Source organism: Georgenia muralis, assembly GCF_003814705.1.
GTDB lineage: Bacteria > Actinomycetota > Actinomycetes > Actinomycetales > Actinomycetaceae > Georgenia > Georgenia muralis.
In genome coordinates this window covers 2,485,536-2,510,283 of sequence record NZ_RKRA01000001.1, presented here as the reverse complement: position 1 = coordinate 2,510,283, position 24,748 = coordinate 2,485,536, and the positions used below count along the sequence as shown (strand labels likewise).

Genomic DNA, 24,748 nt, shown 5'->3' with positions numbered 1-24,748 from the left:
CGGACGGCCGGCGATTGAGGTCGGGCCGGCGACGGAGGTCGGGCCGGCGACGGAGGTCGGGCCGGCGCGGCGTAGCGGACGAGGACGACGTCGACCAGCTCGGCGGGGGCCTCGCCCGGCAGCAGCAGCGGGTCGCTGACGAGGTCCGCGCCGCACGCGGCCGCCAGGTCGGGGAAGTACCCCGGTGCGAGCGCGGGGACGATCTCTCCCGGCGGACCGCACGAGCTCGTTCCGACTCGACGCCGCCGGCGAGGCGGCCCCGGCGCCGGCGAGCCCCTCGGCCACGGTCTGCCGGTGCTCGGGCGTGACGCTGGGCAGCATCGACGACGCCGTCGCCGGCGGCTGCGCCACCGTCGCCGAGGTGGGCCGCGCGACCCGGGCCGGCACCGGCTGCGGCGGCTGCCACGAGACGATCCGCGGGCGTCTCGCCGCCCACGCCGCCGGCGGTCACCGGGCGGCCGCCGCGGCGGCCGCCCCGGTGATCGGGTGGGCGCCTCAGCGGCGCACGCGCGCCTCACGGTGGGGGTCGGCGCTCTGGCTGAAGACGTGGTCGTTGGGGGTGGCGGCGTCGTTCCAGCGCAGGAGCGCCCCGACGCCGTCGTGGAGGGACACGGCGTTCTCGTCCACGACCGTGATGCCGGCCCCCTGGGCCAGGGCCGCGCGGCCGATCGCAAGGTCGGCCCGCATCTGGTGGGGGGCGGTGGCGCCGAGGTCCTCGACGTCGGAGCGGCTCACGCCGATGGCCAGCGCGGAGTCCCCCACCCACAGCTTCTTGCCGGCGAGCGAGGACGGCGGCCCCGCCACGGCCTCGGTGACGACGAGCTCGGCCACCTGGCCGCGGCGCAGGACGTCCAGGATGCCCTCCCGGCCGGTGATCGCGGCCCCGTCCTGCCCGTGCACCTCGCGGAAGCGGTCGAGCACCTTCTCCCGCCGGCGCAGGCGGAAGGCCTCCACCGCCTCGGCCACGTGGGCGTTGAACGTCTCGGGCTTGGCCCCCTCGGAGCGTGAGCCGCCCTCGACGGTGACGACGTGCGCGCGGGTGGTGCGCCCGACCGCGTCCAGGACGAGGGCACGGGCGCGCACGTCACCGGTGAGGAGCACCAGCTCCGGCCGGCGCTCGGCGACGACCCGGTCGAGCTCGGCGGCGACCGCCTCGGCGTTGCGCTCCCACGAGTCCTCCGCCCGGGACTCGTAACGGCGCTGCGAGCGCCCGCCGGTGTTGGTCTTGCTCAGCTCGTCGTGACCACCCTCGAAGGACTCGGCGTCCCCGCCGGCCTCGGTCGCCGTCGCCGACTCGCGGAGGATGAGGTCCATGCCCGAGCGGTCCACCGAGGCGATGAGGTAGCGCACGTGCTCGTCGGCGACCCGGGCGAGGGCGAAGGCGCTCGCGCCGTGGTCCCAGACGGCCTCGTCGGTGGCGGGGGGCTCGTGGAGGGCGCAGTCGAGGAGGATCTGCCCGCGGGCGGCGACGAGAACCCGACCGTGCTGGCCGGCCGCCTTGCTGATGGTGCGCACCCGCTCACCGATCTCGTCGAGGGTGGCGACGTCGGCACCCTGTTCCTCGAGGCTGCGCCGCAGGTCCTTCCACCGCGTCAGCACGGCCTGGTCACCCGTCTCGCTCTCCCGCGTCGCGTCCATCACCACGGTCGCGAACGGGACGTCGGTGGGCAGGTCTGCGGTGAGAAGGTCGAGTCGCATCGGGCACCTCACTGTGTCGGGAACTGATGCCCCCACTCTGCCCCTTCCGGCCGCGCGGTGCCAGGGTTGGGGGCCCGCTCACCGGCCGGTCGGCGCTCGGCGTGATGCCCCGTCTGCGCGCGGGGACCCGGGGCAGCGGGCCCTCGCCCGCGGCGATGGATCACGGCCACCGGACGGGCGACGCGGCCGGCCCCGGAGGGCCGGCCGCGTCGGAGGACGGGAGGTCGTCAGGTCAGGCGGACTTCTCCCGCGGGGGCCGCCGCTTGGCCGCGGTCTCACGCGGCACGAGCGTGGGGTTGACGTTCTCGAGAACGACCTCGCGGTTGATCACCACGCGGGCGACGTCGTCGCGCGAGGGCACCTCGAACATCACCTCGCGCAGGACCTCCTCCATGATGGCCCGCAGCCCGCGCGCACCGGTGCCGCGCAGCAGCGCCTGCTCGGCGATGGCGTCGAGGGCGTCGTCGGTGAACTCCAGCTCGACGCCGTCGATCTCGAACATCCGCTGGTACTGCTTGACGAGGGCGTTGCGCGGCTCGGTGAGGATGCGCACGAGCGCGTCCTGGTCGAGCTTGCTCACCGTGGCCACGATCGGCAGGCGGCCCACGAACTCGGGAATGAGCCCGAACTTGTGCAGGTCCTCGGGCCGGGCCTCGCCGAAGAGGTCGACGTCCTGGTCGGCGGAGCGCAGCGGGGCGCCGAAGCCGATGCCGCGCCGCCCGACGCGCGAGGAGATGATCTCCTCCAGGCCCGCGAAGGCCCCGGCGACGATGAACAGCACGTTCGTCGTGTCGATCTGGAGGAACTCCTGGTGCGGGTGCTTGCGCCCGCCCTGCGGCGGCACCGAGGCCTGGGTGCCCTCGATGATCTTCAGCAGCGCCTGCTGGACGCCCTCGCCCGAGACATCGCGCGTGATCGACGGGTTCTCGCTCTTGCGGGCGATCTTGTCGATCTCGTCGATGTAGATGATGCCCTTCTCGGCCTTCTTGACGTCGAAGTCGGCGGCCTGGATGAGCTTGAGGAGGATGTTCTCCACGTCCTCGCCCACGTACCCGGCCTCGGTCAGCGCCGTGGCGTCGGCGATCGCGAACGGGACGTTGAGCATCTTCGCCAGCGTCTGGGCGAGATAGGTCTTGCCCGTGCCGGTGGGGCCGATGAGGAGGATGTTCGACTTGGCGATCTCGACGCCGTCGTCGTCGCTGCTGGCCTCACGCGCCTGGACACGCTTGTAGTGGTTGTACACCGCGACGGCGAGAGACCGCTTGGCGCGGTCCTGGCCGATGATGTACTCCTCGAGGAAGTCGTAGATCTCCCGGGGCTTGGGCAGGTCCACCAGCCCGAGCTCGCTGGCCTCGGCCAGCTCCTCGTCGATGATCTCGTTGCACAGGTCGATGCACTCGTCGCAGATGTAGACCCCGGGTCCCGCGATGAGCTTCTTGACCTGCTTCTGGCTCTTGCCACAGAACGAGCACTTGAGCAGGTCTGCGCCTTCACCCGTGCGTACCACCGGGCTCCACCCCTCTCTCGTCTCGTCCGTGCCGCCCTCGGGCGCTCACCCCACCATTCCACACCACGAGGCATGGTGCTGTCCTGCCCGTGCGGGCGGCGCGCCGGTGGTGGTCCTCACCACGACGTCGGCGCCGCCCGCCAGGGAGCGGACGGCGCCGACGGGCGGCTGTGGTCTCAGCCCGCGGTGAGCTGGGGCGCCTTGCGCGACTCCAGCACCTGGTCGACGAGCCCGTAGTCCCGCGCCTGAGCGGCGGTGAGGATCTTGTCGCGCTCGATGTCCTTGCGGATCTGGTCGACCGGGGTGCCGGTGTGGTGGGCGAGGGTCTCCTCGAGCCACTCGCGCATCCGGAAGATCTCGTTCGCCTGGATCTCGATGTCGGAGGCCTGGGCGTAGCCGCCGCCCTCCATCGCCGGCTGGTGGATCATCACGCGGGCGTTGGGCAGGGCGAGCCGCTTGCCCGGGGAGCCGGCGGCCAGCAGCACCGCCGCGGCCGAGGCCGCCTGCCCCAGGCACACCGTCTGGATCTGCGGCTTGATGTACTGCATGGTGTCGTAGATCGCCGTCAGCGCGGTGAAGGAGCCGCCCGGGGAGTTGATGTACATGGTGATGAGGCCGTCGGGGTCCTGGCTCTCCAGGACGAGCAGCTGCGCCATGACGTCGTCCGCGGAGGCGTCGTCGACCTGCACGCCGAGGAAGATGATGCGGTCCTCGAAGAGCTTGGTGTACGGGTCCTGCCGCTTGTAGCCGTAGGCGGTGCGCTCCTCGAACTGCGGGAGGACGTAGCGCGCGCCCGGGGAGGCCGGGGCGGCGGACGCCGGCATCATGCCGGCCTGGGCGAGGAAGGGGCTGGTCACGGTTGCTCCTGGGGTTCTCGGGTCGGGGGGCGTCACTTGGCGTCCGTGCCGCCGCCGCCGGGCACGGAGTGGGAGTGCTCGACGACGTGGTCGATGAAGCCGTACTCCAGGGCCTCGGTCGCCGTGAACCAGCGGTCGCGGTCGGCGTCGGCGTTGACCTGCTCGACGGGCTTGCCCGTCTGCTCGGCCGTGAGCTCGGCGAGGACCCGCTTCATGTGCAGGATCAGCTCGGCGTTGATGCGGATGTCCGTCGCGGTGCCCCCGATGCCGCCGGAGGGCTGGTGCATCATCACCCGCGCGTGCGGGGTGGCGAAGCGCTTGCCCTTCGCGCCCGACGAGAGCAGGAACTGCCCCATCGAGGCCGCCATGCCCATCGCCACCGTCGCGACGTCGGGCTGGACGAACTGCATGGTGTCGTAGATCGCCATGCCCGCGGTGATCGAGCCGCCCGGGGAGTTGATGTAGAGGAAGATGTCCTTCTGGGGGTCCTCCGCCGCCAGGAGCATCATCTGGGCGCAGATGGCGTTCGCGTTCTCGTCGCGCACCTCCGAGCCCAGCCAGATGATGCGCTCCTTGAGGAGCCGGTTGTAGATGTTGTCGTTCAGGCCCATGCCGGCGCCCTCGGTCCTCGCCTGCGGCATCTGCTCGCTCACGTGCATGCTCCTTCGTCTCGGGCACCATGGCACCCGGGTGTCGCCATCAGGGTCTGTCCCAGGACCCTAACGCCGACGCCGCTCCGCACCCCGCCCGGGGGCGGCCTTTTCGCTCACGGCGCACGATGCGCCGGACGGCACGGCGCCGGCGGACACGCAGGGCCGGCGCGCCGCGGTGCCGAACGAGCACCTCGCGGGTCCAGTCAGCACCCAGCCACCGGGCCCGCGCCTCCCCCACTCAGCACACTCGCGACGAACGAGTACCTCGCGGGTCCAGTCAGCAGATCGGTACCTGCTGACTGGACCCGGAACCCACGACCTCGGCCGAGCGAGCGCTCGATCCCCACCCCTGCCGCCCGACCTCCCGGACAGACGGCGGCGCCGGGGTGCTGGACCAGCACCCCGGCGCCGCCGGACGTCGAACCTGCGCGGATCAGTCCTCGTCGGACTTCTTGTCCTTCGCGGCCGCCTTCTTCGCGGCGGGCTTCTTCGCGGCCGCCTTCTTCGCCGCCGACTTCTTCGCGTCAGACTCCTCGGCGCTGTCGGCCTTCTTGGTGGCCTTCTTCTTCGGCGCCTCCGCGGGCTCGTCGGCCGCCTCGTCCGGGGTGTCGGCGGAGTCGGCGGACTCCGGTGAGTCGGCGGAGTCGGCGGACTCCGACGAGTCGGCGGACTCCGACGCAGCGGACCCGGCCTCGCCCTCCGGCCCAGCGGCGTCGAGCTCGTCGGAGCCGATGAACTCCGAGAGGTCGACGTCGTTGCCGGCGCCGTCCTTGATGCTCACCTGGCGCAGCGCGACCGCGAGCGCCTTGTTGCGGGCGATCTCACCCATGAAGGCCGGGAGCTGCCCGGTCTGCGAGGCGGCCTGGATGAACTGGTTGGGGTCCATCCCGTACTGCTGGGCGTTGGAGACGAGGAACTCGAGGAGCTCGTTCTGGGTCACGCCGACGGCGAGCTTCTCGACGAGGGTGTCGAGAAGCAGCTGGTCGCGCAGCAGGCCGGTGACCTCCTCACGCACCTCCTCGCCGTGCGGGTCGCCCTTCTCCTTGCCCTCGGCCTGCAGGTGCCGCTCGATCTCGCTCTCGACCATCCCGGCCGGGACCGGGAAGTCCGCACCGCCGCGGAGCTTCTCGAGAAGGAGGTCGCGGGCCTGGACGGCCTGCTCGGAGGACTTCTCCTGGGCGGCCTGGGTGCGCAGGTCGGCGCGGAGCTCGTCGATCGTGTCGAACTCGGAGGCGAGCTGGGCGAACTCGTCGTCGGCCTCGGGGAGCTCGCGCTCCTTGACGGCGGTTGCCGTGACGGTCACCTCGGCGTCCTCGCCGGCGTGGTCGCCGCCGGCCAGCGGTGCCGTGAACGTGACGGTCTCCCCCGCGCTGTGGCCGGTGAGCGCCTCGTCCAGGCCGTCGAGCATGTTGCCCTCGCCGATCTGGTAGGAGACACCGGAGACGGAGTCGACCTCCTCCTCGCCGACCTTGGCGGCGAGGTCGATGACGACGAAGTCGCCGTCGGCGATCGGGCGGTCGACGCCCACGAGGGAGCCGAAGCGCTCGCGCAGGGTGGTCAGTCGCTCCTCGACGTCGTCGTCGGAGACCTCGACGTCGTCGACCGTGAGCTCGACGCCCTCGAGGGAGGGGAGCTCGATCTCGGGGCGGACGTCGACCTCGGCGGTGAAGACCAGCTGGCCGCCCGGGGTGCCGGTGACGGCGGGGATCTCGGTGACCTCGATGCTCGGCTGACCCAGGGGCTTGACGTCCGTCTCGGAGACGGCCTGGTTGTAAAAGCCGGGGACGGCGTCGTTGACGGCGTGCTCGATCACCGCGGCGCGGCCGACGCGCTGCTCCAGCACGCGCGGGGGGACCTTGCCCTTGCGGAAGCCGGGGACGTTGACCTGCTCGCCGATGTGGGCGTAGGCGTGGTCGAGGCTCGGCTTGAGCTCGTCGTACGACACCTCCACGGTCAGCTTCACCCGGGTGGGCTCGAGGTTCTCGACGGCGCTCTTCACTGCGGTGGTCTCCACTCATCGGATGGTCGTGACGGCCCGCCGGTCACGGCGGGAGGCTGTGCGTCTGGCCGGGTCACCGTTCGTGATCACGGAACACAGACCGGCCAATCTTAGGGCACGTCCCACCGGGGCGGCACGTGCGGGGCCCGCTCCCCCATGCCGCGGGGCACGGCGAGGGGCACGACGCGGGCGTCGCCCCGGCGGCGTCCACCATCCGGGACGGCGGAGGCTGCCCGGTATGTCCGGGCCCCGGGCGACCTACCCTCGCGGGGTGACCGACCTCCTCCCACGACTGCTCGCCGTGCTCGTCCTGCTCGTCGTCGCCACCGCCGCGTGGTGGCTGACGGAGCGGCGCCGCGGCTCGCTGCGGACCACGCGCACCGAGCGCGAGGGCGCCGTGACCCTCGAGACCCTCCGCGCGGCCACCGGCCGCCAGCTCGCCGAGCCCGGCCGCCCGGTCGTGGTCCAGCTCTCGTCCGAGGTCTGCACACCGTGCCGGGCGAGCGCGCGCACGTGGACCCTGGTCGGCGGGGAGGACGTCACCCTCGTCGAGCTCGACGCCGCCGAGCACCTCGACCTCGTGCGGACCCTGGGGGTCATGCGGACCCCGACCTCCCTCGTCTTCGACCACACGGGGACGGCGGTGGGACGGGTGAGCGGCGCCCCGACGGCGACGCAGGCGCGCGAGATCGTCGGCGGCCTCGTCGGCGCGGGGCGGGCGGCGTGAGCGCCGCGGCGTCCGCGGCCACCGCCCGTCCGGCGGGCATCGACCCGCGCGGCCCCCGCTTCGGCGCGGCCCTGACCGCCGTGCTCCTCGTGGTGGTCCTCCTCCTCGGCGCCTCGACCGCCGGGCTCCTGCTCCTCGGCGTGGTGGTCGCCTCGTTCGCGGTCGGCGCCGCGCGCGGGGCGCAGGGCACCTGGCAGGGGGCGCTGTACAAGGGGCTGGTCCGACCGCGGCTGGCCGCCCCCGCGGAGCTGGAGGACGCGGCTCCGCCACGGTTCGCCCAGGTCGTCGGCCTGGTCATCACCGGCGCCGGCCTGGCCCTCGCCCTGCTCGGGGTGCCGTGGGCGCTCGAGGTCGCGGCGGGCGCGGCCCTCGTCGCGGCGTTCCTCAACGCCGTCGTCGGGCTGTGCCTGGGCTGCGAGCTCTACCTCGCCGTCACCCGGCTGCGGAACCGCTGACGGAGACGTCCACCGGCTCGCCGGTCCTCCCGCTGCGCGCCGGCCCGCCCAGCCTCACGTCGGCGGCACCGGCGGCCGTGGTCAGCCGGTAGTCGCCCGTCCAGCCCCGGACCGTGACGCGGCCCTCGTCGTCGGTACGCGTCGTCGTCGGCGGCAGCCACCACGCCCCCTTGACCAGGTCGCGCAGCGCCTCGTAGGCCGGCTTGGGGGTGCCGTCGGCCCGGACCAGCCCGGCGGGCGCGCCGAGCCACGCCCCGTCGTCGGTGAGGCCCCAGTACGTCACGGCCTCGACGGACGGGTGCGAGGCGAGGGTGCGGTAGTGCCGCACGATCTCCTCGGCCTGGCGCTCCTCGCCGGCGGGGGTCGAGGGCCAGTGCTCGACCTGCCAGTCGTTGAGGTCCTCGACGTGCGCCGGCATGAGGTCGCCCGAGAGCAGCGTGGACTCGGTGAGGTGGATCGGCAGGCCGTAGCGGGCGAAGCGGTCGAGGACCGCCAGGGTCCGCTCCTCGCCCCAGTAGCCCTGGTGCATGTGGCTCTGCAGGCCGAGGACGTCGACGCCTACCCCCGCCTCCAGCACCCCCTCGAGGAGGCACTCGTAGGCGGTGGACATGTCGAAGTCGTTGAGCAGCAGCGTCGCGGCGGGGTTGGCGGCGCGCGCCTCCTCGAAGGCCATCCGCACCGTGGCGATGCGCCCGCGCGCCCGGCACAGCCGGGTGATGCCGTTGTCCTCCTTGTCGAACACCGGCATGATCACCGCCTCGTTGATGGCGTCCCAGGTGTCGACGAGGCCGGCGAAGCCGGACACCTCCCGGCGGATCCTCTCGCGCTGGACGCGCTCGATCTCGTCGACGCCGAGGTCGGTCAGCCACGGTGCGGTGGCGGTGTGCCACACGAGCGGGTGGCCCTTGAGGGCGACGCCGCGGTCGGCGAACCACTGCGCGGCGCGGCGCAGCCGCTCGGTGTCCGGCTCGCCCCGTCGGGGTTCGAACGCACCCCAGTAAAAGGGCAGCGTGGCGGTGTTGAACACCTCGAGCCACAGCTCGGCGAGGTGCTCGAGCCCGTCGAGCGACGCCCCGCCGAAGGTCTCGACGCCGGCTGTGTGGGCGGTGGTTTCACCGTTGGCGAGGGGGATGAGGTCGAAGCCGATGTTGCCCATGCCGAGCGCGTGGGAGCGCTGCTCGACGGTGACCTCGCGCCCGGCCAGCGGTGCGCCGTCGGCGCCGCGCAGCGTGACGGTGGTCGAGGTCACCCGGTGGCGCAGGTCCGCACCGGGATCGGCGACGGCGACCGCGGCCGGGTCCGCCCCCGCGCCGCCCACGGTGCCCGTCATGCGGGCACCACCTCGGTGGTGACCCACCGGGCGTCGGCGACGGTGACGGGGTGGACCGGCCCGGTCAGCTCCACGCGAGCGACGGCCTCGCGGTGGTCGCAGGAACCGCCGACCCACAGCTCGACCTCGCCCGGCTCGACGACGCGCCGCAGGTCCCGGTCGCTGAACGCCAACCGGGTGGTCGGCACGGTGAACCGCACGGTCGCGGACTCGCCCGCGGCGAGCGCGACCCGTCGGTAGCCCAGGAGCTGGGCGGTGGGCCGGGTGACGGAGGCGACGACGTCGTGGCCGTAGAGCTGGACGACGTCCTCCCCCGCCCGGTCGCCGGTGTTCGTCACGACGACAGTGGCGGTGAGCGCACCGTCGGTGGGCGCGGTGGCCTCCGCCGTGAGCCCGGTCCGGGTGAACGAGGTGTACGACAGGCCGTGGCCGAACGGCAGCGCGGGGGCCGGGTCGAGGCTCGTGACGGGCGAGGCACCGCCGAGCGGGGGGTGGAGGTAGGAGTACGGCTGCGACCCGGCGGAGCGCGGCAGGCTCACGGGGAGGCGACCGGAGGGGTTGACCCGCCCGGACAGCACACCGGCGACGGCCCTGGCGCCCTCCTCACCGGGGAAGAACGCCTGGACGACCGCGGCGCACGACTCCAGCGCCCAGCCCACCGCGTACGGCCGGCCGGTGAGCAGGACGAGGACGACCGGGGTGCCGGTGGCCAGGACGGCCTCGACGAGCTCGCGCTGGACGCCCGGGAGCTCGAGGTCGTCGCGGTCGCAGCCCTCGCCGACGGTCCCGCGGCCGAACAGCCCGGCGTGGTCGCCCATGACGAGGACGGCGACGTCGGCGGCCCGCGCGTCGGCGACGGCGGCGTCGAAGCCGGACCGGTCGTCGTCGTCGACGGCGCAGCCCCGGGCGTGGGTGACCTCGGCGCCGAGCTCGCCCCGGACCGCCTCGAGGACGGTGGGCACGTCGATGCCCATCGGGACGTCGGGGTGGTGGGCCAGGACGTGGTTGGTGAAGGAGTAGCAGCCGAAGAGGGCGGGGGCACGGTCGGCGTTGGGACCGATGACCGCCACCCGGCGCGCCGTCGCGGGGCGCAGCGGCAGCACGCCGTCGTTGCTCAGCAGGACGACGGACTCCTCCGCGAGGCGGGCGGCGATCTCGCGGTGCCCGGCCGGGTCGAGGTCGACCACCACCGGGGGCGCCGCCTCGAACGTCTCGTCGAGGAGGCCGAGTGCCTCCTTCTGGCGCAGCACGCGCAGGACCGCCCGGTCGACCAGCGCCTCGTCGACCTCACCGGCGCGGATCTTCTCCGCGAGCGGGGCGAGGTAGGCGTTGCCGGTGGGCAGCTCGACGTCGACGCCCGCCGCCAGGGCCTGGCCCGCGGCGTCGCCGAGGTCCGTCGCCACACCGTGGAGGGCGTGGAGGAACGCGACGCCGAAGTAGTCCGCCACGACCGTCCCGTCGAAGCCCCACCGCTCGCGCAGGAGGTCGGTGAGCAGACGGGGGTCGGCGGCGACCGGGACGCCGTCGATCTCGGCGTAGGAGTGCATGACCGACCCGACCCCGCCGTCGAGGACCGCCATCTCGAACGGCGGCAGGAGCACGTCGGCGACCTCACGGGGGCCGGCGTGCACCGGCGCGAGGTTGCGGCCCGCCCGGGAGGCGGAGTACCCCACGAAGTGCTTGAGGGTGGCGATGACGCCCGCCCCCTGGAGGCCGCGGACGTACGCGGTGCCCACCGTGCCGACGACGTAGGGGTCCTCGGCGATGCACTCGTCGACGCGCCCCCACCGCGGGTCGCGGATGACGTCGAGGACCGGGGCGAGGCCCTGGTGGATCCCGAGCTCGCGCATGGACGTGCCGATCGCCGCCCCCATCTCCTCGACGAGGTCGGGGTCGAACGAGGCCCCCCACGCCAGGGGGGTGGGGAAGGTCGCCGCCTGCCATGCGGCGAGCCCGGTGAGGCACTCCTCGTGGACGATCGCGGGGATGCCCAGGCGGGTGCCGGTGACGAGGCGCCGCTGGGCGTCGCGCAACCAGGCCGCCCGTTCGGCGGGGTCCACCGGACGGGTGCCGTACACGCGGGTGAAGTGCCCCAGCCCGTGGCGGGTGGCCTCCTCGAGCTTCTCCGGGGTGGCGTCGTCGGCCATCTCGCCCTGCAGGGGCGCCACCACCTCGCCGCCCTCGTCCACCCAGAAGCCCACGATCTGGGCGAGCTTCTCCTCCAGGGTCATCGCGGCGAGGAGGTCGCCGGGGCGGTCGCCATCCCCCCGCGCCGCGCCGCGTGCGGCACCGGCCCTCTCCGGGGCGTTCTGGGTGGTCGGTCTGACCTGGGCTTCGGTCACGTCGATGTCCTTACTGCGTGCGGTGCGGTGGTGGTCGCGGCGCGCGGTGGTCGCGGCCGGACGGGCGGGCAGGTGTGCGGGACGGGCGGTCAGGTGTGCGTGGGGTGACGGGCGCTCGGTGGGTCCGGCCGGGTCAGCCCTTGACGGCGCCCTGGAGGCCGTTGACGATGCGCTTCTCCATCGCCAGGAAGAACACCAGCGCGGGGATCATCGCCAGGGAGGTGAAGGCCAGGACCCCGGCGGTGTCCTGGGCGTGCTCGCTGGAGAAGGTGGCCACCCCGAGGGGCAGGGTCTGCGCGGCCGGGTCGCTGAGGATGAGCAGCGGCAGGAGGTAGGAGTTCCAGGAGGCCACGAACGCCAGCACGCCCACGGTGACCAGGCCGGGCCCGGACAGCGGGAGCAGGATCCGCCAGAAGAAGCCGATCCGGGAGGTGCCGTCCAGCATCGCCGCCTCCTCGAGCTCCTTGGGGATCGCCATGAGGAAGGGCCGGAGGATGACGATCGTCATCGGCAGGGCGAAGGCGGCCTGCGGCAGGGCCACCCCCCACAGGCTGTTGGTGAGGTCGAGGTCCCGGAGCATGAGGAACAGCGGGATGATCGCGACGGTCAGCGGGAACAGCAGGCCGAGGGTGAAGACGAGGAACAGCGCCTCGCGGCCCCGGAACCGGTACCTGGCCAGCGGGTAGGCGGCCATGACCCCGAAGACGGCCACGACGACGGTGGTGATCCCGGCGACGATCGTGGAGTTGAGGGCGTACCGCCAGAAGCTCGACGACGTGAGGACGTTGAGGTAGTTCGTCGTCACCCACGGGTCGGGCAGGCCGACCGGCTCGGCGGCGAGCTGGGCGTTGGAACGGAAGCCGCCGAGGATCGCGTACACCACCGGGCCGAGCGTCGCCGCGACGACGACGAGGGCCGCGGCATAGACCAGGGGGCTGCCGCCGGAGAACGACCGGCGCCGGCGGCGCGGGGCGTCGGTCAGCGGCGCGGGCTGTCCGGGGACGGCCGTGAGGGGCGCGGTCATCGGGTCGCCTTCCTGGGCTTGGGGGCGTCATCGTTGTCCCGGCGCAGCACGAACACCTGGTAGGCCAGCGCGAGGACCAGGGAGATGCCGAAGAGCAGCACCGCCACGGCCGAGGAGTAGCCGTAGAGGCTGCGGTTGGTGCCCTGGTTGATGAGGTACGTCGCCATCGTCACGGTGGAGTTGGCCGGGCCGCCCTTGGTGAGGATCCAGACCATGTCGAACACCTGGAGGGAGCCGATCATCGACAGGAAGCCCCAGGTGCGGATGGTCGGCCCGAGGAGCGGGATGGTGATCCGGCGCTGGACCTGCCACCACGACGCGCCGTCGATCTGGGCGGCCTCGTACAGGTCCGGCGGCACCCCCTGCAGGCCGGCGAGGAAGAGGATGACCGCCAGGCCGAGGTACTTCCAGGTCAGGACGAACATCACCGTGTACAGGGCGATGTCGGGGTTGCCGAGCCAGAGCTGGGTGAGGCCGCCGAGACCGACCGCGTCGAGGACGGCGTCCACGACCCCGTTCGGCTGGAGCAGCATGAGCCACACGACGCCGGCGACCACCTCGGCCAGGACGTACGGCACGAAGATGATGACGCGCATCGCCGCGCGGCCCCACATGTCACGGTTGAGCAGGAGCGCGACGGCCAGCCCCAGGGGCAGCTGGATGAGGATCGACAGGACGATGATGGTGAGGTTGTGCATCACCGCGTCGGTGAAGACCTGGTCGCGCAGGGCGTTGGCGTAGTTCTCCAGGCCGACGAAGTTCTCCATCGGACCGAGGCCGTTCCACCGGAACACCGAGTACCGCCCGGCCTGGATCACCGGGACCACCACGAACATCGCGAACAGCGTCAGCGCGGGGGTGACGAAGAACAGGATCTCCAGGCGCTTGCGCCACCGGGCGGAGAGCCTGCGCCGCGGTCCCGGCGCCGCCGGCCGGGTGGGGACCCGGCCGGCGGCGGTGGGCGTGGCAGCAACCGTGGCCGTGCCGGTGCGGTGGGTCACGTCGTCTGCCATCGAGGTCATCCGAGGTCGGCTGCGGCCTGGGTCGCGTCGACGATCCCCTGCGGCGAGGACTCGCCCGCGAAGACCAGGGCGATCTCGTCGTTCATGGCGCCGCCGACGTTCTCACCGAAGGCGGTGTCGAAGTACAGCTGCACGTAGGGTGCCTCGTCGCGGAACTTCAGGAGGTCGGCCAGGACCGGGTCGGACACCGAGCCGGTGGCGGCGGGGTTGGTGGGCAGGCCCATGTCGTTCTCGGCGAAGCCGGTCTGGACGTCGTCGCTGAGCAGGTACTCGATGAAGTCGACGCAGACGTCGGGGGCGTCCTGCGAGCACGCCCACGCGTCGCCGCCACCGAGGGCTGCCTCGGGGTCACCCGCACCGCCCTCGACGGACGGGAAGGGGAACCAACCGGTGTTCTCGCCCAGGCCCTGGTTGTCCTCGGTGAGGCCCTGCATGACGCCGGGCTCCCAGTGCCCGGCCAGCTCCATGGCGACCTTCTCGGTGGCGAGCAGGCCCGAGGCGCTGGTCGGCCCGGTCTGGGCCGGGGTGGCGAGGAAGCCGGCGTTGAAGGGCTCGGCGCCGATGAGCTCGACGAGGTCCTCGCCGGCGTCGACGAAGCACTGGTCGGAGAAGTCGAGGGAGGTCACCGCGTCGGAGAGGACGTCCTCGCTGCACTCGCGCAGGGCGAGGTAGTACCAGTAGTGCGCTGCGGGCCACTTGTCGCCCGCGCCGACGGAGATGGGCTCGATGCCCTCGGCCTTGAGCGCGTCGACGGCGGCGTAGAGGTCCTCCATCGTCTCGGGCGCCTCAGTGATGCCGGCCTGCTCGAAGAGGGCCTCGTTGTACCAGAAGCCGACGACGCCGACCGAGAACGGCAGCGCGTAGGTCTGGCCGTCCACCTGCCAGCCGGCGACGGAGCCGCCGAGGGTGTCGACGGTGTCGGCCGCGACGTCGGTGAGGTCCTTGACCAGCCCGGCCTCGACGTGGGCGGCGAGCTCGCCGCCACCGCGCTCCATGAAGACGTCGGGCGCGTCACCGGTCTGGAACGCGGCGTCCAGGCGGGTGAGCATGTCCTCGTGGGCGAGGGCGCTGATCTCGATCGTCACCCCCTCGTTGGCGGCCTCGAAGTCGGCGGCGACCTGCTCGTAGTAGCCCTTCCCGGGCTCGCTGTTGGAGTTGTGCCACCAGGTCAGCGTGACGTCGCCGTCCGCGCCGGCCTCACCTCCGCCGGCGCCGTTCTCGGCATCGGTGCCGCCGCAGGCGGCCAGCATGGCAACGCTCAGGGTCAGCGCGACGGCTGTCCCGGCTGCTCGGACGATCCTCATGGGTCGATCCCCTCGGTCTTCGTTGACTAACGGTCGGGACCCAGTTTTGCCGCATGGACGAACTAATGTCAATCGGTATCGATAACGATTTCGACACCGGTACGCTGGAGGGGTGCAGCGGCCCAGGACCACCATCGGCGACGTCGCCCGGACAGCCGGGGTCTCCGTCGCGACCGTCTCGAAGGTCATCAACGGCCGCTACGGCGTCGCCGCGGCCACCTCCCAGCGCGTCCAGCGGGTCATCGACGACCTGGGGTACGAGTCGAGCCTGGTCGCCCGGAGCCTGCGCAGCCTGCGCACCAACGTCATCGGCATCCTCGTGGCCGAGTTCGAGCCCTACTCGACCGAGCTGCTCAAGGGCGTCTCGAGCGCCGTCCAGGGCACCGGGTACGAGCTCCTCGCCTACTCCGGCGGTGGCCGGGCCGGCGGTCACGCCGGGTGGGAGCGGCGCTACCTCTCCCGGCTCAGCGGCACCCTCATCGACGGCGCCATCCTCGTCACGCCCACCGTCGTCGACGCCGAGTACGGCATCCCGGTCGTGGCGATCGACCCGCACACCGGGCCCTCCGGCTTCCCCACGGTGGACGCGGACAACTTCTCCGGCGCCCTGAGCGCCACCGAGCACCTCATCGCCCTGGGACACACGCGCATCGGGCACCTCGCCGGCCGGGCGGACCTGGAGTCCTCGCGGCTGCGGGAGGCGGGGTACCGCACGGCTCTGGAGCGCGCGGGGCTCGACGTCGACCCCGAGCTCATCCGGGTGGGCGGGTACCGGTCGGACGACGCCGAGCAGCCGGCCCGTGAGCTGCTCACCCTGTCGCGGCGCCCGTCGGCGATCTTCGCGGCGAACGACCTCTCGGCCATCCGGACGATGGAGGTCGCGGGTGAGCTCGGGCTCTCCGTGCCCGGCGACGTCTCGGTGGTCGGCTTCGACAACGTGCCCGAGTCGGCCCTGGCGCAGCCCCCGTTGACGACGGTCAACCAGCCGATGCAGGCGATGGGGCGGGCCGCGCTGGGCCTGCTCATCGACCTGCTCGACGGCAAGGAGCGCGACGCCCACGTCCAGCTGCCCACCGAGCTCGTCGTGCGCGGGTCCACCCGGCGGCTCCGGCTCTGAGCCCCTCACCGGCGAGCCGGGACCTCGCGGGCGAAGTGGTGGGAGCTGATGCGGAACCCTGCGTTGAGGTACAGGCGGTGCGCCGCGAGGCGCTCGGGGCCGACGCCGGAGTCGAGGTGGATCTGCCCGGCACCGAGCCGCCGCGCCTCTGCCACGAGCCAGTCGAGCAGCGACCGCCCCCTCCCCTGCCCGCGGGCGACAGCGCGGGTGGAGAGGTCGTCGACGTAGAGGTGCCGGCCCCACGCCAGGTTTTCCGCGAGCCGGAACCCGGCGACCGCGAGCGCGGGTCCGCGGTCGTCGTCGACCGCGGCGACCAGCCGGTAGCCGGCGGCGCGCTGGGCGTCCGCCCGGGCGACGAACTCGCCCTCGGTGAGCCCGGGCCGGAGCTCGGCCATGGCGAGGAACGCCCGCGAGGTGTCGGGGGCAGGGGCTCGACAAGCACCCGGTCATGATGCCGGACCCGCGGCCGGCCGGTGACACCCACGCCGGTTGCCCCGCGCCGCGTGACCGGCGCACCGTCGGGATGGACGGATTCGAACCGACGACCTTCCGCTCCCAAAGCGGACGCGCTACCAAGCTGCGCCACATCCCGTCGCACCTCGCGGGTGCGAAGGTGCAGTCTAGGGGCTCGGCCGCCGACGACGACGCTGTGACCAACCTGACGGGGCCGCCGCGCGGCGCGGTTCGAGCGGCCGGCGGGGTCCGGGTAGACTCCTCGTGCGGCTCAGGCCCGCGGGTGTAGCTCAATGGTAGAGCCTCTGCCTTCCAAGCAGATGGTGCCGGTTCGATCCCGGTCACCCGCTCCACGTCAGGCGGTTCCCCCTCCGGGGTGGCGCCGGACGCCGACCCCATCGGGGCACCGGACGAGGGAGCCGTACCCGGCGAGCGACAAGACGGCCATGAGGGAGAACCGTCATGTCCTGGCTCGTGCTCGTCCTGTCCGGCGTCCTCGAGGCCGTCTGGGCCACCGCCCTCGGCCGCTCCGAGGGGATGACCCGCCTCGCCCCGACCGTGACGTTCTTCCTCGCTCTCGGCCTGAGCATGGCCGGGCTCGCGTACGCGATGCGCTCGATCCCGGTCGGGACCGCCTACGCCGTCTGGGTCGGCATCGGCGCCGTGCTCACCGTGACGTACGCGATGGTCACCGGCGAGGAGACGGCCTCGCTCGCGAAGATCCTGCTCCTGGGCGGCATCGTCGGCTGCGTCGTCGGGCTCAAGCTGCTCCCCTGAACCTGGCTCGTGCGGCGCCACCGGGCCGGCTCGTGCGGCGCCACAGGGCGGGCTCGTGCGGCGCCACCGGGCGGGCTCACGCGGCTCCAGCGCGGTCACGCCGGTGCAAGAACGACGAAGGTCCCCGCACCCGAGGGTGTGGGGACCTGCGTGCTGGGCCGAGCCGTCGGATCACTCCGCGACGATCATGCCCTTCTGGTAAGCCTTGGCCAGCCGCCGCGGCACCTTGAGCTCGCGGCCCTGGACGCGGACGGTGACGAGCTCGGTGAGCTCGGCCTTCCACTGGGACCGGCGAGAGCGGGTGTTGCTGCGGGACATCTTGCGCTTGGGAACTGCCATGCCCTTGCCGCTCCTTCCGTCGTAGAGGGGATCTTGCCGACGTACACCCTCCCACGAGAGGGGCCCGTCAGGCCAACCTGGGCATCCTACCCCAGGTGTGAGATCGGCCGCGCACCGCGCATGAGCCGCCGGCGCGCGAGGTCAGCGGACCCGGTCACCGTACCGGCGGCGGAACTGCTCCACCCGGCCGGCCGTGTCCATCACCCGGGAGCGCCCCGTGTAGAACGGGTGGGACGCCGAGGAGATGTCGACGTCGACGACGGGGTAGGTCTGCCCGTCCTCCCACTCGATCGTCCGGCTCGAGGTCAGGGTCGACCGGGTGAGGAACCGGAAGTCCGCCGAGGCGTCCTGGAAGACGACGGCGCGGTAGCCGGGGTGGATCGTCTGCTTCATCTCGACCTCCTGAGAATTGTTCTCACTGATCGCTCCAACGCCGGGCGGGCCCCGCACATTCCCGGCGCGGGATACTGCCGTCCGTGACCGACCTGCGGCTGGTTCGCGGCGCGGACGTGGTCGTCGAGACCGAGGTCCGGCGCTCACGCTTCGTCGCCGTGCTGCGCCGCGTCGACGACGAGGAGTCGGCGCGGGGGCTGGTGTCCGAGCTCCGCGCCCGCCACCCCGGCGCGCGGCACCACTGCTCGGCGTTCGTCCTGGACGTCCCGGGCACCAACCCGGTCGAGCGTTCCAACGACGACGGCGAGCCGCCCGGCACCGCCGGGATGCCGATGCTCGAGGCACTGCGCGCCTCGGGGGTGCGCGACGTCGTCGCCGTCGTCGTGCGGTACTTCGGCGGGGTCAAGCTGGGGACCGGCGGGCTGGTGCGGGCCTACGGCGACGCGGTCCGGGCGGCGCTGGCCGCCGCGCCCGTCGTCGTCGTGGTCAGCCGCGAGCTGTGGCAGGTGGTCCTCCCCCACGCCGAGGCGGGCCGGGTCGAGGCCGACCTGCACGACCACGACGTCGGGGTCGAGCACGTGGCCTACGAGCCCGACGGCGTCCGACTCACCCTGGCGGTGGCCGACAGCGTCACCCTCACCACCCGCCTGGCCGCCCTCACCGCCGGCACGGCACGTCCGGTCCTGGTGGGCACGACGGCAGTCGAGCGGCCGCGCTGACGCCGGCGAGCCCGCCGGCCCGGTCCGACGGACCGCCACATGGGGCGGGGTGCGGCGGGAGCGGCCGAGGCACTAGTGTGTTGACACTTCAAGGTGCCGGTCCCGGCACCGGCGCCCGTGGGCGCCGCCGCTCCGTCGGAAGGACGCCGCCATGAGCACGACGCTCGTCGCCCGGCCCTCGACGGTCCGGTCCTGCCGTTGTCGGTAGAGCGCCCGGCTCAAGCGTGCGGCCTCTGTCCGCATGCCAGGCGCTCCTCACCCGGCCGCCGCCCGGCGGCACCGACGCAACGCGCTCCGGCCACCCCGGCCACCCACCCCCGAGGAAGAGGACCATGGCAACGATCTACGACGACGTCACCCAGCTCATCGGCCGCACCCCCCTGGTGCGCCTGAACAAGATCACCGACGGCGCGGGCGCCACCGTGCTGGCCAAGCTCGAGTTCTACAACCCGGCCAACTCGGTCAAGGACCGCATCGGCGTCGCGATCGTCGACGCCGCCGAGGCGTCGGGCGAGCTGCGCCCGGGCGGCACGATCGTCGAGGCGACGTCGGGCAACACCGGCATCGCGCTGGCGATGGTGGGTGCGGCGCGCGGCTACAAGGTCGTGCTGACGATGCCCGAGTCGATGAGCAAGGAGCGCCGGGCCCTTCTGCGCGCCTTCGGCGCCGAGCTCGTGCTCACCGACCCCTCGACGGGCATGCGGGGCGCCGTGGAGAAGGCCGAGGCGATCGCCGCCGAACGCGCGGGCGCCGTCCTGGCCCGGCAGTTCGCCAACGAGGCCAACCCGGCCATCCACCGGCGCACCACCGCCGAGGAGATCTGGGCCGACACCGACGGCGAGGTCGACGCCGTCGTCGCCGGCATCGGCACCGGCGGGACGATCACGGGTGTCGGGCAGGTGCTCAAGGAGCGCAAGCCCGAGGTGCGGATCGTGGCCGTCGAGCCGGCCGAGTCGCCCATCCTCAACGGCGGCAAGCCCGGCCCGCACAAGATCCAGGGCATCGGCGCGAACTTCGTCCCCGAGATCCTCGACACCGAGGTCTACGACGAGGTCATCGACGTCGACGCCGCGACGTCCGTGGCGTGGGCGCGGCGCGCCGCCACCGAGGAGGGGCTGCTCGTGGGCCTGTCCTCCGGCGCGGCCCTGGCCGCGGCCGTCCAGGTCGCCCAGCGCCCGGAGATGGCGGGGAAGACGATCGTCGTGATCATCCCCTCCTTCGGCGAGCGCTACCTCTCCACCATCCTCTTCGAGGGACTGGTGGACTGAGTTGCACGACTCCCACGTGCCGTTCCGCCAGCTGCTGCTGGAGGACCTCCAGGCTGCGCGCCGCCGGGACCCGGCGGCGCGCACCCTGGTCGAGGTCGCGCTGGCCTACCCCGGCGTGCACGCACTGTGGGGTCACCGGCTGGCGCACCGGATGTGGCACGCCAGCCCGCTGCTGAAGCTGCCGGCACGCCTGCTCTCGCAGGTGCTCAGGGCCGTCACCGGGATCGAGATCCACCCCGGGGCGGTCCTGGGCCGCCGGCTCTTCATCGACCACGGCATGGGCGTGGTCATCGGCGAGACGGCCGAGGTCGGCGAGGACGTCGTCCTCTTCCACGGCACCACCCTCGGCGGGGTCTCGATGAGCCGGGGCAAGCGCCACCCGACGATCGGCGACCGCGTGCTCATCGGCGCCGGCGCCAAGGTCCTCGGACCCATCCGGGTCGGGTCCGACGCCCGGGTCGGCGCGAACGCCGTCGTGGTCAAGGACGTCCCGCCCGGCGCCGTGGCCGTGGGCGTTCCCGCCCGGGCCCAGCCGGCCCCGCCGAGCGCCCTGCTCGACCCTTGGTCGGAGCCGGCGATCTACATCTGAGCCGCCGGCCCCTGCGGTGGAACCGGGACGGCCCGCGTCGGCCCGTCCCGGCGCCGAGATCAGGCGCGCGGCGCCCGCTGGCAGCGCGGGCACCAGAAGACCCGCCGCCCCGCCATCTCGGCCTCGGCGACCTTCGCGCCGCAGACCAGGCACGGCCGGCCCGAGCGGTGGTAGACGTACCAGCGGTCGTCGTCGTCGGGGACGACCGCGACGTCGCCCGCCTCACCCAGGTGGTTCCGGTGCTCGGGCCGGGTCGTGACGATCCGGCCCGTCGCCACGCCGTCCGCCATGAGCTCGCGCAGGTCCGCCCACATCGCCCGCAGCCGCGGGGCGGGGACGTCCCGGCCGGCCCGGAGCGGGTGCAGGCGCGCCCGGTAGAGCGCCTCGGCGCGGTAGATGTTCCCCACCCCCGCCAGGACGGCCTGGTCCATGAGCAGCTCCCCGACCGGACGACGGGTGGCGCGGACGGCGCGGACGAACGCCTCGGGGTCGCCGTCGGCCCGGAGGGGGTCGGGACCGAGCCGCGCCTGGACGGCCGCCTTCTCCTGAGCGGTGACCACCTCGCAGGCGGTCGGGCCGGTGAGGTCGGCGACCCCGTGCTCGCCGAGCAGGCGCACCCGCACCGCCCCGCGCGGGGCGGGCGGGGACCAGACGCCGTCGGAGGCGGCGGGGACGCCGGGCGGGCGCACCGCGACCTCCTCCTCGGCCACCCGGCGGCGCGGGGCGCCGATGGCGTGGGGCGCGCGGAAGGACCCGTCCCCGTCGAACGTCCACGACCCGTACAGACCCAGGTGCACGCGGAGCCACCGGGGCTCGCCCTCGACGGCGTCCTGGTCGACGGCGGCTGCGGCCAAGGGCACGGCTGCGGGCAGGCGCTCGCCGGGCCCGGCGAGGGGCGGGTGCTGGCCGGGCGCGGTGAGCCGGCCGCGCCCGGCGAAGGCGAGGAAGAGCTGCTTCCCGTGGGCCTCGGTGCCGACGAGCGCGCGGCCGTCCAGGAGCGCGGCGCCGTCGGCGAAGCGGCCCTGCGGTGAGCTGACGGCCAGGCGGTGCCCGCCGAACAGCTCGGCGAAGGCGTGCGCGAGCCGGTGGACGGTGTGGCCCTCAGGCACGGTGCTCCCCCACCCCCGCCGGCGGGACCCAGGCGTCGGCAGGGTCCCACAGCGCCCGGTCGAGGTTGACGCGGACGGGCACGTGGGGGCTCAGCGGCGTGCCCTCCTCGTGGTAGTGCTCCAGCGCCCCGGAGCGCAGCTGGCGGGGCAGGGTGCCGTCGGCGCGCACCACCCGCCACCACGGCACCTCCGCGCCCCACGTGGCCATGACCTGGCCCACGTGCCGGGCGTGCCCGTGCCCCGTCCGCGCGCGGACCGCCTCGGCCACGTGGCCGTAGGTGGTCGCACGGCCGGTGGGGACCTGGTCGACGACGTCGAGCACGAGCTCGGTCAGCTCCGTCCGTTCGGGTTGCACCCGCCTATGATCGCAAGCGAGATGAGCACCCACGCCACCGCCGGGCCCGGACCCGCCGCCGACGCCTGCCACCACTGCGACACCTCCGTCCCCCATGAGCACCTCGACGTGCCCGCCGTCATCGACGGCGCCCGGCGCGCGGGGCGGCGCCGGGCGGTGACGATGGTGGCCGTCGCGGCGACCCTCACCGTGGCCGCCGTGGTCCTGGCCGCCCTCGCCGCGGGGCCGGGACGTGCGGCGGGCGCCCTGGGGCTGACCCTCGCCGGGTACGTCGCCGTCGCCTCCGTCGGCGTCGTCGTCGCGGGCTCGGCGGGGCGGCGCACGTCCGGCTCGGTCGCCGTCCTGGGCGCCTTCCTGACGACGGCGGCCCTGACCCCGCTCGTCGCCCTCGCAGTCGCCGTGGTCACCGGACCGGGCTGGGCGGTGGCGCTCGTGGCGGCGGCCACGTGGCTGCTGGTCACGGCTGTGGCGGAGGCCGGACGCGCCCGGTCCTGGAACCGGCTCCTGCTCACCGCGGGAGACGCCGGTGAGCGGGCCCGCGCCCGCGCGGTCGCCGACCGCGGGGCTCCCGACCCGACCTCCGCCCGCTGGGCCGCCCAGGGCGTCCTCGTCGGCGCGGCCACGTGGCTGCTCGGCGCGGTGGCACCGGCGGTGGTCGTCCTCGTGCCCCTGGCGCCCGCCGTCGTCGCCCTCGGTGCCCGCCGGTCGCTCGAGCGGCCCTGAGCCGGACCCGCGGCGGCCGGGGCCTCCCGGCGCCGGAACCTCGCTGCGCCGGAACCTCCTCCAGACGCCGGAACCTCCGGGCGACGGGCCGGGGGCACCGAGAATGTCCTCGCCCGGCCCCGGCTGCCCTGACATGCTTCTCGGCGTGATCGACAACGCCACCACCACAGCAGACGCCACCACCGCGGTCCGCACCACCGCCGTGCCCGCCGGGTACCGGCTCGCCGAGCTCGACGACGTCGCGCACCGCGCGCAGATCATCGACGTCGACCGCTGGGGTTTCGCCTTCGAGATGGCGCCCGAGGACGAGGCCGTGGCGGTGTGGGACCTCGAGCCCGGCCGGACCGTCGGGGTCTGGGACGAGCGGGGCACCGAGGCGCGGCTGGCGGCGGTCCACTCCTCGTACGCCTTCTCCGTGCCCGTGCCCGGCGGGGCGCGCCTGCCCGCCGCGGGCCTGACCTGGGTGGCGGTGCACCCCGGCCACCGGCGTCGGGGACTGGCCCGCGCCACGCTCACCGCCCACCTGGCCCGCACGGTCGGGCGCGGGGAGGCGCTGTCGGTCCTCTACGCCGCCGAGACCGGCATCTACGGCCGCTACGGCTACGGCGTGGCGAGCCAGACGGCCACCCTGACCGTGGGCCGCGGCGCGGACCTGCGCGAGGTGCCCGGCGCCGCGGACCTGGTCGTCGAGCTCGACCGTCTCGACCCCGCCCGCCACGGCGCGGTGATCGAGCAGGTCCACGCGGCCGTCGTGCGGCCGGGGTGGATCAGCCGCGACACCGACGCCCTGCGCGCCGCGCAGCTCGTGGACTGGCCCACCACACGCAAGGAGATGGAGGGCCTGCGCGTGGCGGTGGTGCGCACCCCGGCCGGCGAGCCACGCGCCTACGCGACCTTCCGGCGCAAGGGCCGGTGGTCCGACGCGGGGGTTCCCGAGGGGACCGTGAAGGTCCGTGAGTCCGCCGCGCTCGACGCCGCGGCCGCGCGGGCGCTGTGGGGGGCGCTGACCGACCTCGACCTCATGGCGAAGGTCGAGACCGCCCAGCTCCCCGTGGACGACCCCCTCCTGCACCTCCTCGCCGACCTGCGCGGCGCCTCCGTCCGCCTCAGCGACGACCTGTGGGTGCGTCTGCTCGACGTCCCCCGGGCCCTGGCCGGTCGCGCGTACGCGGCCGACGTCGACGTCGTCCTCGAGATCCGGGACGACCTCGTGCCGGCGAACGCCGGCCACTGGCACCTGCGCGGCGGGACGGCGGGCGCCGAGGTCACCGCCACCACGGCCCCGGCCCACCTGGCCCTCGACGTCGCCGACCTCGGCTCGGCCTACCTCGGCGGGACGTCCCTGGCGGCGCTCGCCGCGGCCGGGCGGGTGCAGGTCCTCGACGGCGCCGCGCTCGCGCCGGCCGCCACCGCGTTCGGCTGGCCGGTCGCACCCGCCAACGGGTGGGGGTTCTGAGCGCTCCGGCCCAGCCCCGGGCTACCGGCTGCGCAGCGCCTCGTACGCGGTGAGCATGTCGATGCGGCGCTGGTGCCGGGGCTCGCCGGAGAACGGCTCGGCGACGAACGTCTCGACCAGCCCCACGGCGTCGTCGAGGGAGTGCTGGCGCGCGCCGATCGCCAGGACGTTGGCGTCGTTGTGGGCGCGGGCGAGCCGCGCCGTGTCGGTGTTCCACGCGAGGGCGGCGCGGATTCCGGGCACCTTGTTCGCCGCGATCTGCTCGCCGTTTCCTGAGCCGCCGAGCACGATGCCCAGGGAGCCGGTCTCGCTCGCGACCGCCTCCCCGGCGGCGAAGCAGAACGAGGGGTAGTCGTCCTCGGCGTCGTAGGTCTCGGCGCCGTGGTCGACGACCACGTGGCCCGCCTTCCGCAGGTGCTCGACGAGCACCGCCTTGAGCTCGAATCCGGCGTGGTCCGCGGCGATGTGGATGCGCATGGGGACATTGTGCCCGGTGCGCGGGAGCGGTCCCGCACCCTTGCCCCGTAGTGTC

General features: G+C 73.8%; 25 protein-coding genes, 2 tRNA genes, 1 pseudogene and 1 riboswitch. Of the genes and pseudogenes, 11 read left to right on the top strand and 17 right to left on the bottom strand.

Annotated features, from left to right (window positions below; translation table 11 throughout):
- Positions 1–184: 184 nt before the first annotated feature.
- Positions 185–409, top strand: a pseudogene (locus EDD32_RS19800) ((2Fe-2S)-binding protein); the annotation flags it as partial.
- A gap of 86 nt (positions 410–495) precedes the next feature.
- Here the strand turns inward: EDD32_RS19800 and EDD32_RS11265 are convergent.
- The 5 genes from EDD32_RS11265 to tig all read right to left on the bottom strand — a co-directional run bounded on the left by EDD32_RS11265 (position 496) and on the right by tig (position 6,714).
- Positions 496–1,698, bottom strand: a complete 1,203-nt coding sequence (locus EDD32_RS11265; protein WP_123917541.1) for a baeRF2 domain-containing protein — start codon at positions 1,696–1,698, stop codon at positions 496–498.
- Positions 1,699–1,930: 232 nt separating this feature from the next.
- Positions 1,931–3,205 carry an ATP-dependent Clp protease ATP-binding subunit ClpX gene (gene clpX, locus EDD32_RS11260; protein WP_123917539.1) on the bottom strand — a complete coding sequence of 425 codons (1,275 nt, stop codon included), beginning with the start codon at positions 3,203–3,205 and terminating at the stop codon, positions 1,931–1,933.
- Between the two features lie 176 nt (positions 3,206–3,381).
- Positions 3,382–4,032 carry an ATP-dependent Clp protease proteolytic subunit gene (locus EDD32_RS11255; protein WP_123920490.1) on the bottom strand — a complete coding sequence of 217 codons (651 nt, stop codon included), beginning with the start codon at positions 4,030–4,032 and terminating at the stop codon, positions 3,382–3,384.
- A gap of 62 nt (positions 4,033–4,094) precedes the next feature.
- The gene (locus tag EDD32_RS11250; RefSeq protein ID WP_170175378.1) at positions 4,095–4,703 is read right to left on the bottom strand and encodes an ATP-dependent Clp protease proteolytic subunit; all 609 of its coding nucleotides are present in this window, start codon (positions 4,701–4,703) and stop codon (positions 4,095–4,097) included.
- A gap of 445 nt (positions 4,704–5,148) precedes the next feature.
- Positions 5,149–6,714 (bottom strand): trigger factor, encoded by a 1,566-nt coding sequence (gene tig, locus EDD32_RS11245; RefSeq protein WP_123920488.1) that lies wholly within the window; start codon positions 6,712–6,714, stop codon positions 5,149–5,151.
- Between the two features lie 271 nt (positions 6,715–6,985).
- On the opposite strand from tig, the gene EDD32_RS18835 reads away from it, so the two are divergent.
- Both EDD32_RS18835 and EDD32_RS11235 read left to right on the top strand, forming a co-directional pair.
- On the top strand, positions 6,986–7,441 hold the full coding sequence (locus tag EDD32_RS18835; protein WP_170175274.1) for a thioredoxin family protein: 456 nt from the start codon (positions 6,986–6,988) through the stop codon (positions 7,439–7,441).
- Positions 7,438–7,896: a DUF4395 domain-containing protein gene (locus tag EDD32_RS11235; protein ID WP_123917533.1), complete on the top strand. Its 459-nt coding sequence runs from the start codon at positions 7,438–7,440 to the stop codon at positions 7,894–7,896. The genes EDD32_RS18835 and EDD32_RS11235 overlap by 4 nt, the downstream gene beginning before the upstream one ends.
- Here EDD32_RS11235 and EDD32_RS11230 read toward each other — a convergent pair.
- The 5 genes from EDD32_RS11230 to EDD32_RS11210 form a co-directional block, all read right to left on the bottom strand.
- Positions 7,874–9,226 carry an endo-1,4-beta-xylanase gene (locus tag EDD32_RS11230; protein ID WP_123917531.1) on the bottom strand — a complete coding sequence of 451 codons (1,353 nt, stop codon included), beginning with the start codon at positions 9,224–9,226 and terminating at the stop codon, positions 7,874–7,876. The genes EDD32_RS11235 and EDD32_RS11230 overlap by 23 nt on opposite strands.
- Positions 9,223–11,568 (bottom strand): beta-xylosidase/alpha-l-arabinosidase, encoded by a 2,346-nt coding sequence (locus EDD32_RS11225; RefSeq protein WP_454777855.1) that lies wholly within the window; start codon positions 11,566–11,568, stop codon positions 9,223–9,225. The genes EDD32_RS11230 and EDD32_RS11225 overlap by 4 nt, the downstream gene beginning before the upstream one ends.
- A gap of 133 nt (positions 11,569–11,701) precedes the next feature.
- On the bottom strand, positions 11,702–12,592 hold the full coding sequence (locus tag EDD32_RS11220; RefSeq protein WP_123917529.1) for a carbohydrate ABC transporter permease: 891 nt from the start codon (positions 12,590–12,592) through the stop codon (positions 11,702–11,704).
- Positions 12,589–13,605 (bottom strand): carbohydrate ABC transporter permease, encoded by a 1,017-nt coding sequence (locus EDD32_RS11215; protein WP_123917527.1) that lies wholly within the window; start codon positions 13,603–13,605, stop codon positions 12,589–12,591. Before EDD32_RS11215 ends, EDD32_RS11220 begins: the two co-directional genes overlap by 4 nt.
- A 5-nt stretch (positions 13,606–13,610) precedes the next feature.
- Positions 13,611–14,918, bottom strand: a complete 1,308-nt coding sequence (locus tag EDD32_RS11210) for an ABC transporter substrate-binding protein (RefSeq protein WP_123917525.1) — start codon at positions 14,916–14,918, stop codon at positions 13,611–13,613.
- A gap of 112 nt (positions 14,919–15,030) precedes the next feature.
- On the opposite strand from EDD32_RS11210, the gene EDD32_RS11205 reads away from it, so the two are divergent.
- The gene (locus EDD32_RS11205; protein WP_246006095.1) at positions 15,031–16,035 is read left to right on the top strand and encodes a LacI family DNA-binding transcriptional regulator; all 1,005 of its coding nucleotides are present in this window, start codon (positions 15,031–15,033) and stop codon (positions 16,033–16,035) included.
- A 5-nt stretch (positions 16,036–16,040) separates the two neighbouring features.
- Here the strand turns inward: EDD32_RS11205 and EDD32_RS11200 are convergent, their stop codons facing one another.
- Positions 16,041–16,430 (bottom strand): GNAT family N-acetyltransferase, encoded by a 390-nt coding sequence (locus EDD32_RS11200; RefSeq protein ID WP_123917523.1) that lies wholly within the window; start codon positions 16,428–16,430, stop codon positions 16,041–16,043.
- A 123-nt stretch (positions 16,431–16,553) separates the two neighbouring features.
- Positions 16,554–16,627: transfer RNA gene (locus EDD32_RS11195), tRNA-Pro, on the bottom strand.
- A gap of 140 nt (positions 16,628–16,767) precedes the next feature.
- On the opposite strand from EDD32_RS11195, the gene EDD32_RS11190 reads away from it, so the two are divergent.
- Positions 16,768–16,841, top strand: a tRNA-Gly gene (locus tag EDD32_RS11190).
- 35 nt (positions 16,842–16,876) lie between these two features.
- Positions 16,877–16,937, top strand: a riboswitch (guanidine-III (ykkC-III) riboswitch).
- A gap of 13 nt (positions 16,938–16,950) precedes the next feature.
- Positions 16,951–17,265, top strand: coding sequence for a DMT family transporter (locus EDD32_RS11185; RefSeq protein ID WP_123917521.1), 315 nt, complete (start codon positions 16,951–16,953; stop codon positions 17,263–17,265).
- A gap of 171 nt (positions 17,266–17,436) precedes the next feature.
- Here EDD32_RS11185 and rpmF read toward each other — a convergent pair whose 3' ends face one another.
- Both rpmF and EDD32_RS11175 read right to left on the bottom strand, forming a co-directional pair.
- Positions 17,437–17,604, bottom strand: coding sequence for a 50S ribosomal protein L32 (gene rpmF, locus EDD32_RS11180; protein WP_123917519.1), 168 nt, complete (start codon positions 17,602–17,604; stop codon positions 17,437–17,439).
- 141 nt (positions 17,605–17,745) lie between these two features.
- Positions 17,746–17,997: a type B 50S ribosomal protein L31 gene (locus tag EDD32_RS11175; protein ID WP_123917517.1), complete on the bottom strand. Its 252-nt coding sequence runs from the start codon at positions 17,995–17,997 to the stop codon at positions 17,746–17,748.
- A gap of 83 nt (positions 17,998–18,080) precedes the next feature.
- On the opposite strand from EDD32_RS11175, the gene EDD32_RS11170 reads away from it, so the two are divergent.
- From EDD32_RS11170 to epsC, 3 genes are all read left to right on the top strand, one after another.
- Positions 18,081–18,716 carry an IMPACT family protein gene (locus tag EDD32_RS11170; RefSeq protein ID WP_246006094.1) on the top strand — a complete coding sequence of 212 codons (636 nt, stop codon included), beginning with the start codon at positions 18,081–18,083 and terminating at the stop codon, positions 18,714–18,716.
- A gap of 332 nt (positions 18,717–19,048) precedes the next feature.
- A complete protein-coding gene (gene cysK, locus EDD32_RS11165) occupies positions 19,049–19,984 on the top strand; it encodes a cysteine synthase A (protein WP_123917515.1) in 936 nt (311 codons plus the stop codon).
- A 1-nt stretch (position 19,985) separates the two neighbouring features.
- Positions 19,986–20,573, top strand: coding sequence for a serine O-acetyltransferase EpsC (gene epsC / locus EDD32_RS11160; RefSeq protein WP_123917513.1), 588 nt, complete (start codon positions 19,986–19,988; stop codon positions 20,571–20,573).
- A gap of 59 nt (positions 20,574–20,632) precedes the next feature.
- Here epsC and EDD32_RS11155 read toward each other — a convergent pair whose 3' ends face one another.
- Positions 20,633–21,682, bottom strand: coding sequence for an Fpg/Nei family DNA glycosylase (locus EDD32_RS11155; protein WP_123917511.1), 1,050 nt, complete (start codon positions 21,680–21,682; stop codon positions 20,633–20,635).
- Positions 21,675–22,037, bottom strand: coding sequence for an MGMT family protein (locus EDD32_RS18830; protein WP_170175273.1), 363 nt, complete (start codon positions 22,035–22,037; stop codon positions 21,675–21,677). The genes EDD32_RS11155 and EDD32_RS18830 overlap by 8 nt, the downstream gene beginning before the upstream one ends.
- A gap of 21 nt (positions 22,038–22,058) precedes the next feature.
- Here EDD32_RS18830 and EDD32_RS18825 point away from each other — a divergent pair, with 21 nt between their 5' ends.
- Positions 22,059–22,760: a hypothetical protein gene (locus tag EDD32_RS18825; protein WP_170175272.1), complete on the top strand. Its 702-nt coding sequence runs from the start codon at positions 22,059–22,061 to the stop codon at positions 22,758–22,760.
- A 145-nt stretch (positions 22,761–22,905) separates the two neighbouring features.
- Entirely contained in the window at positions 22,906–24,216 is a 1,311-nt protein-coding gene (locus tag EDD32_RS11145; protein WP_246006093.1) for a GNAT family N-acetyltransferase, read from the top strand.
- Positions 24,217–24,237: 21 nt separating this feature from the next.
- On the opposite strand, the gene EDD32_RS11140 is transcribed toward EDD32_RS11145, so the two are convergent.
- Entirely contained in the window at positions 24,238–24,693 is a 456-nt protein-coding gene (locus EDD32_RS11140) for a ribose-5-phosphate isomerase (RefSeq protein ID WP_123917505.1), read from the bottom strand.
- Between the last annotated feature and the right edge of the window lie 55 nt (positions 24,694–24,748).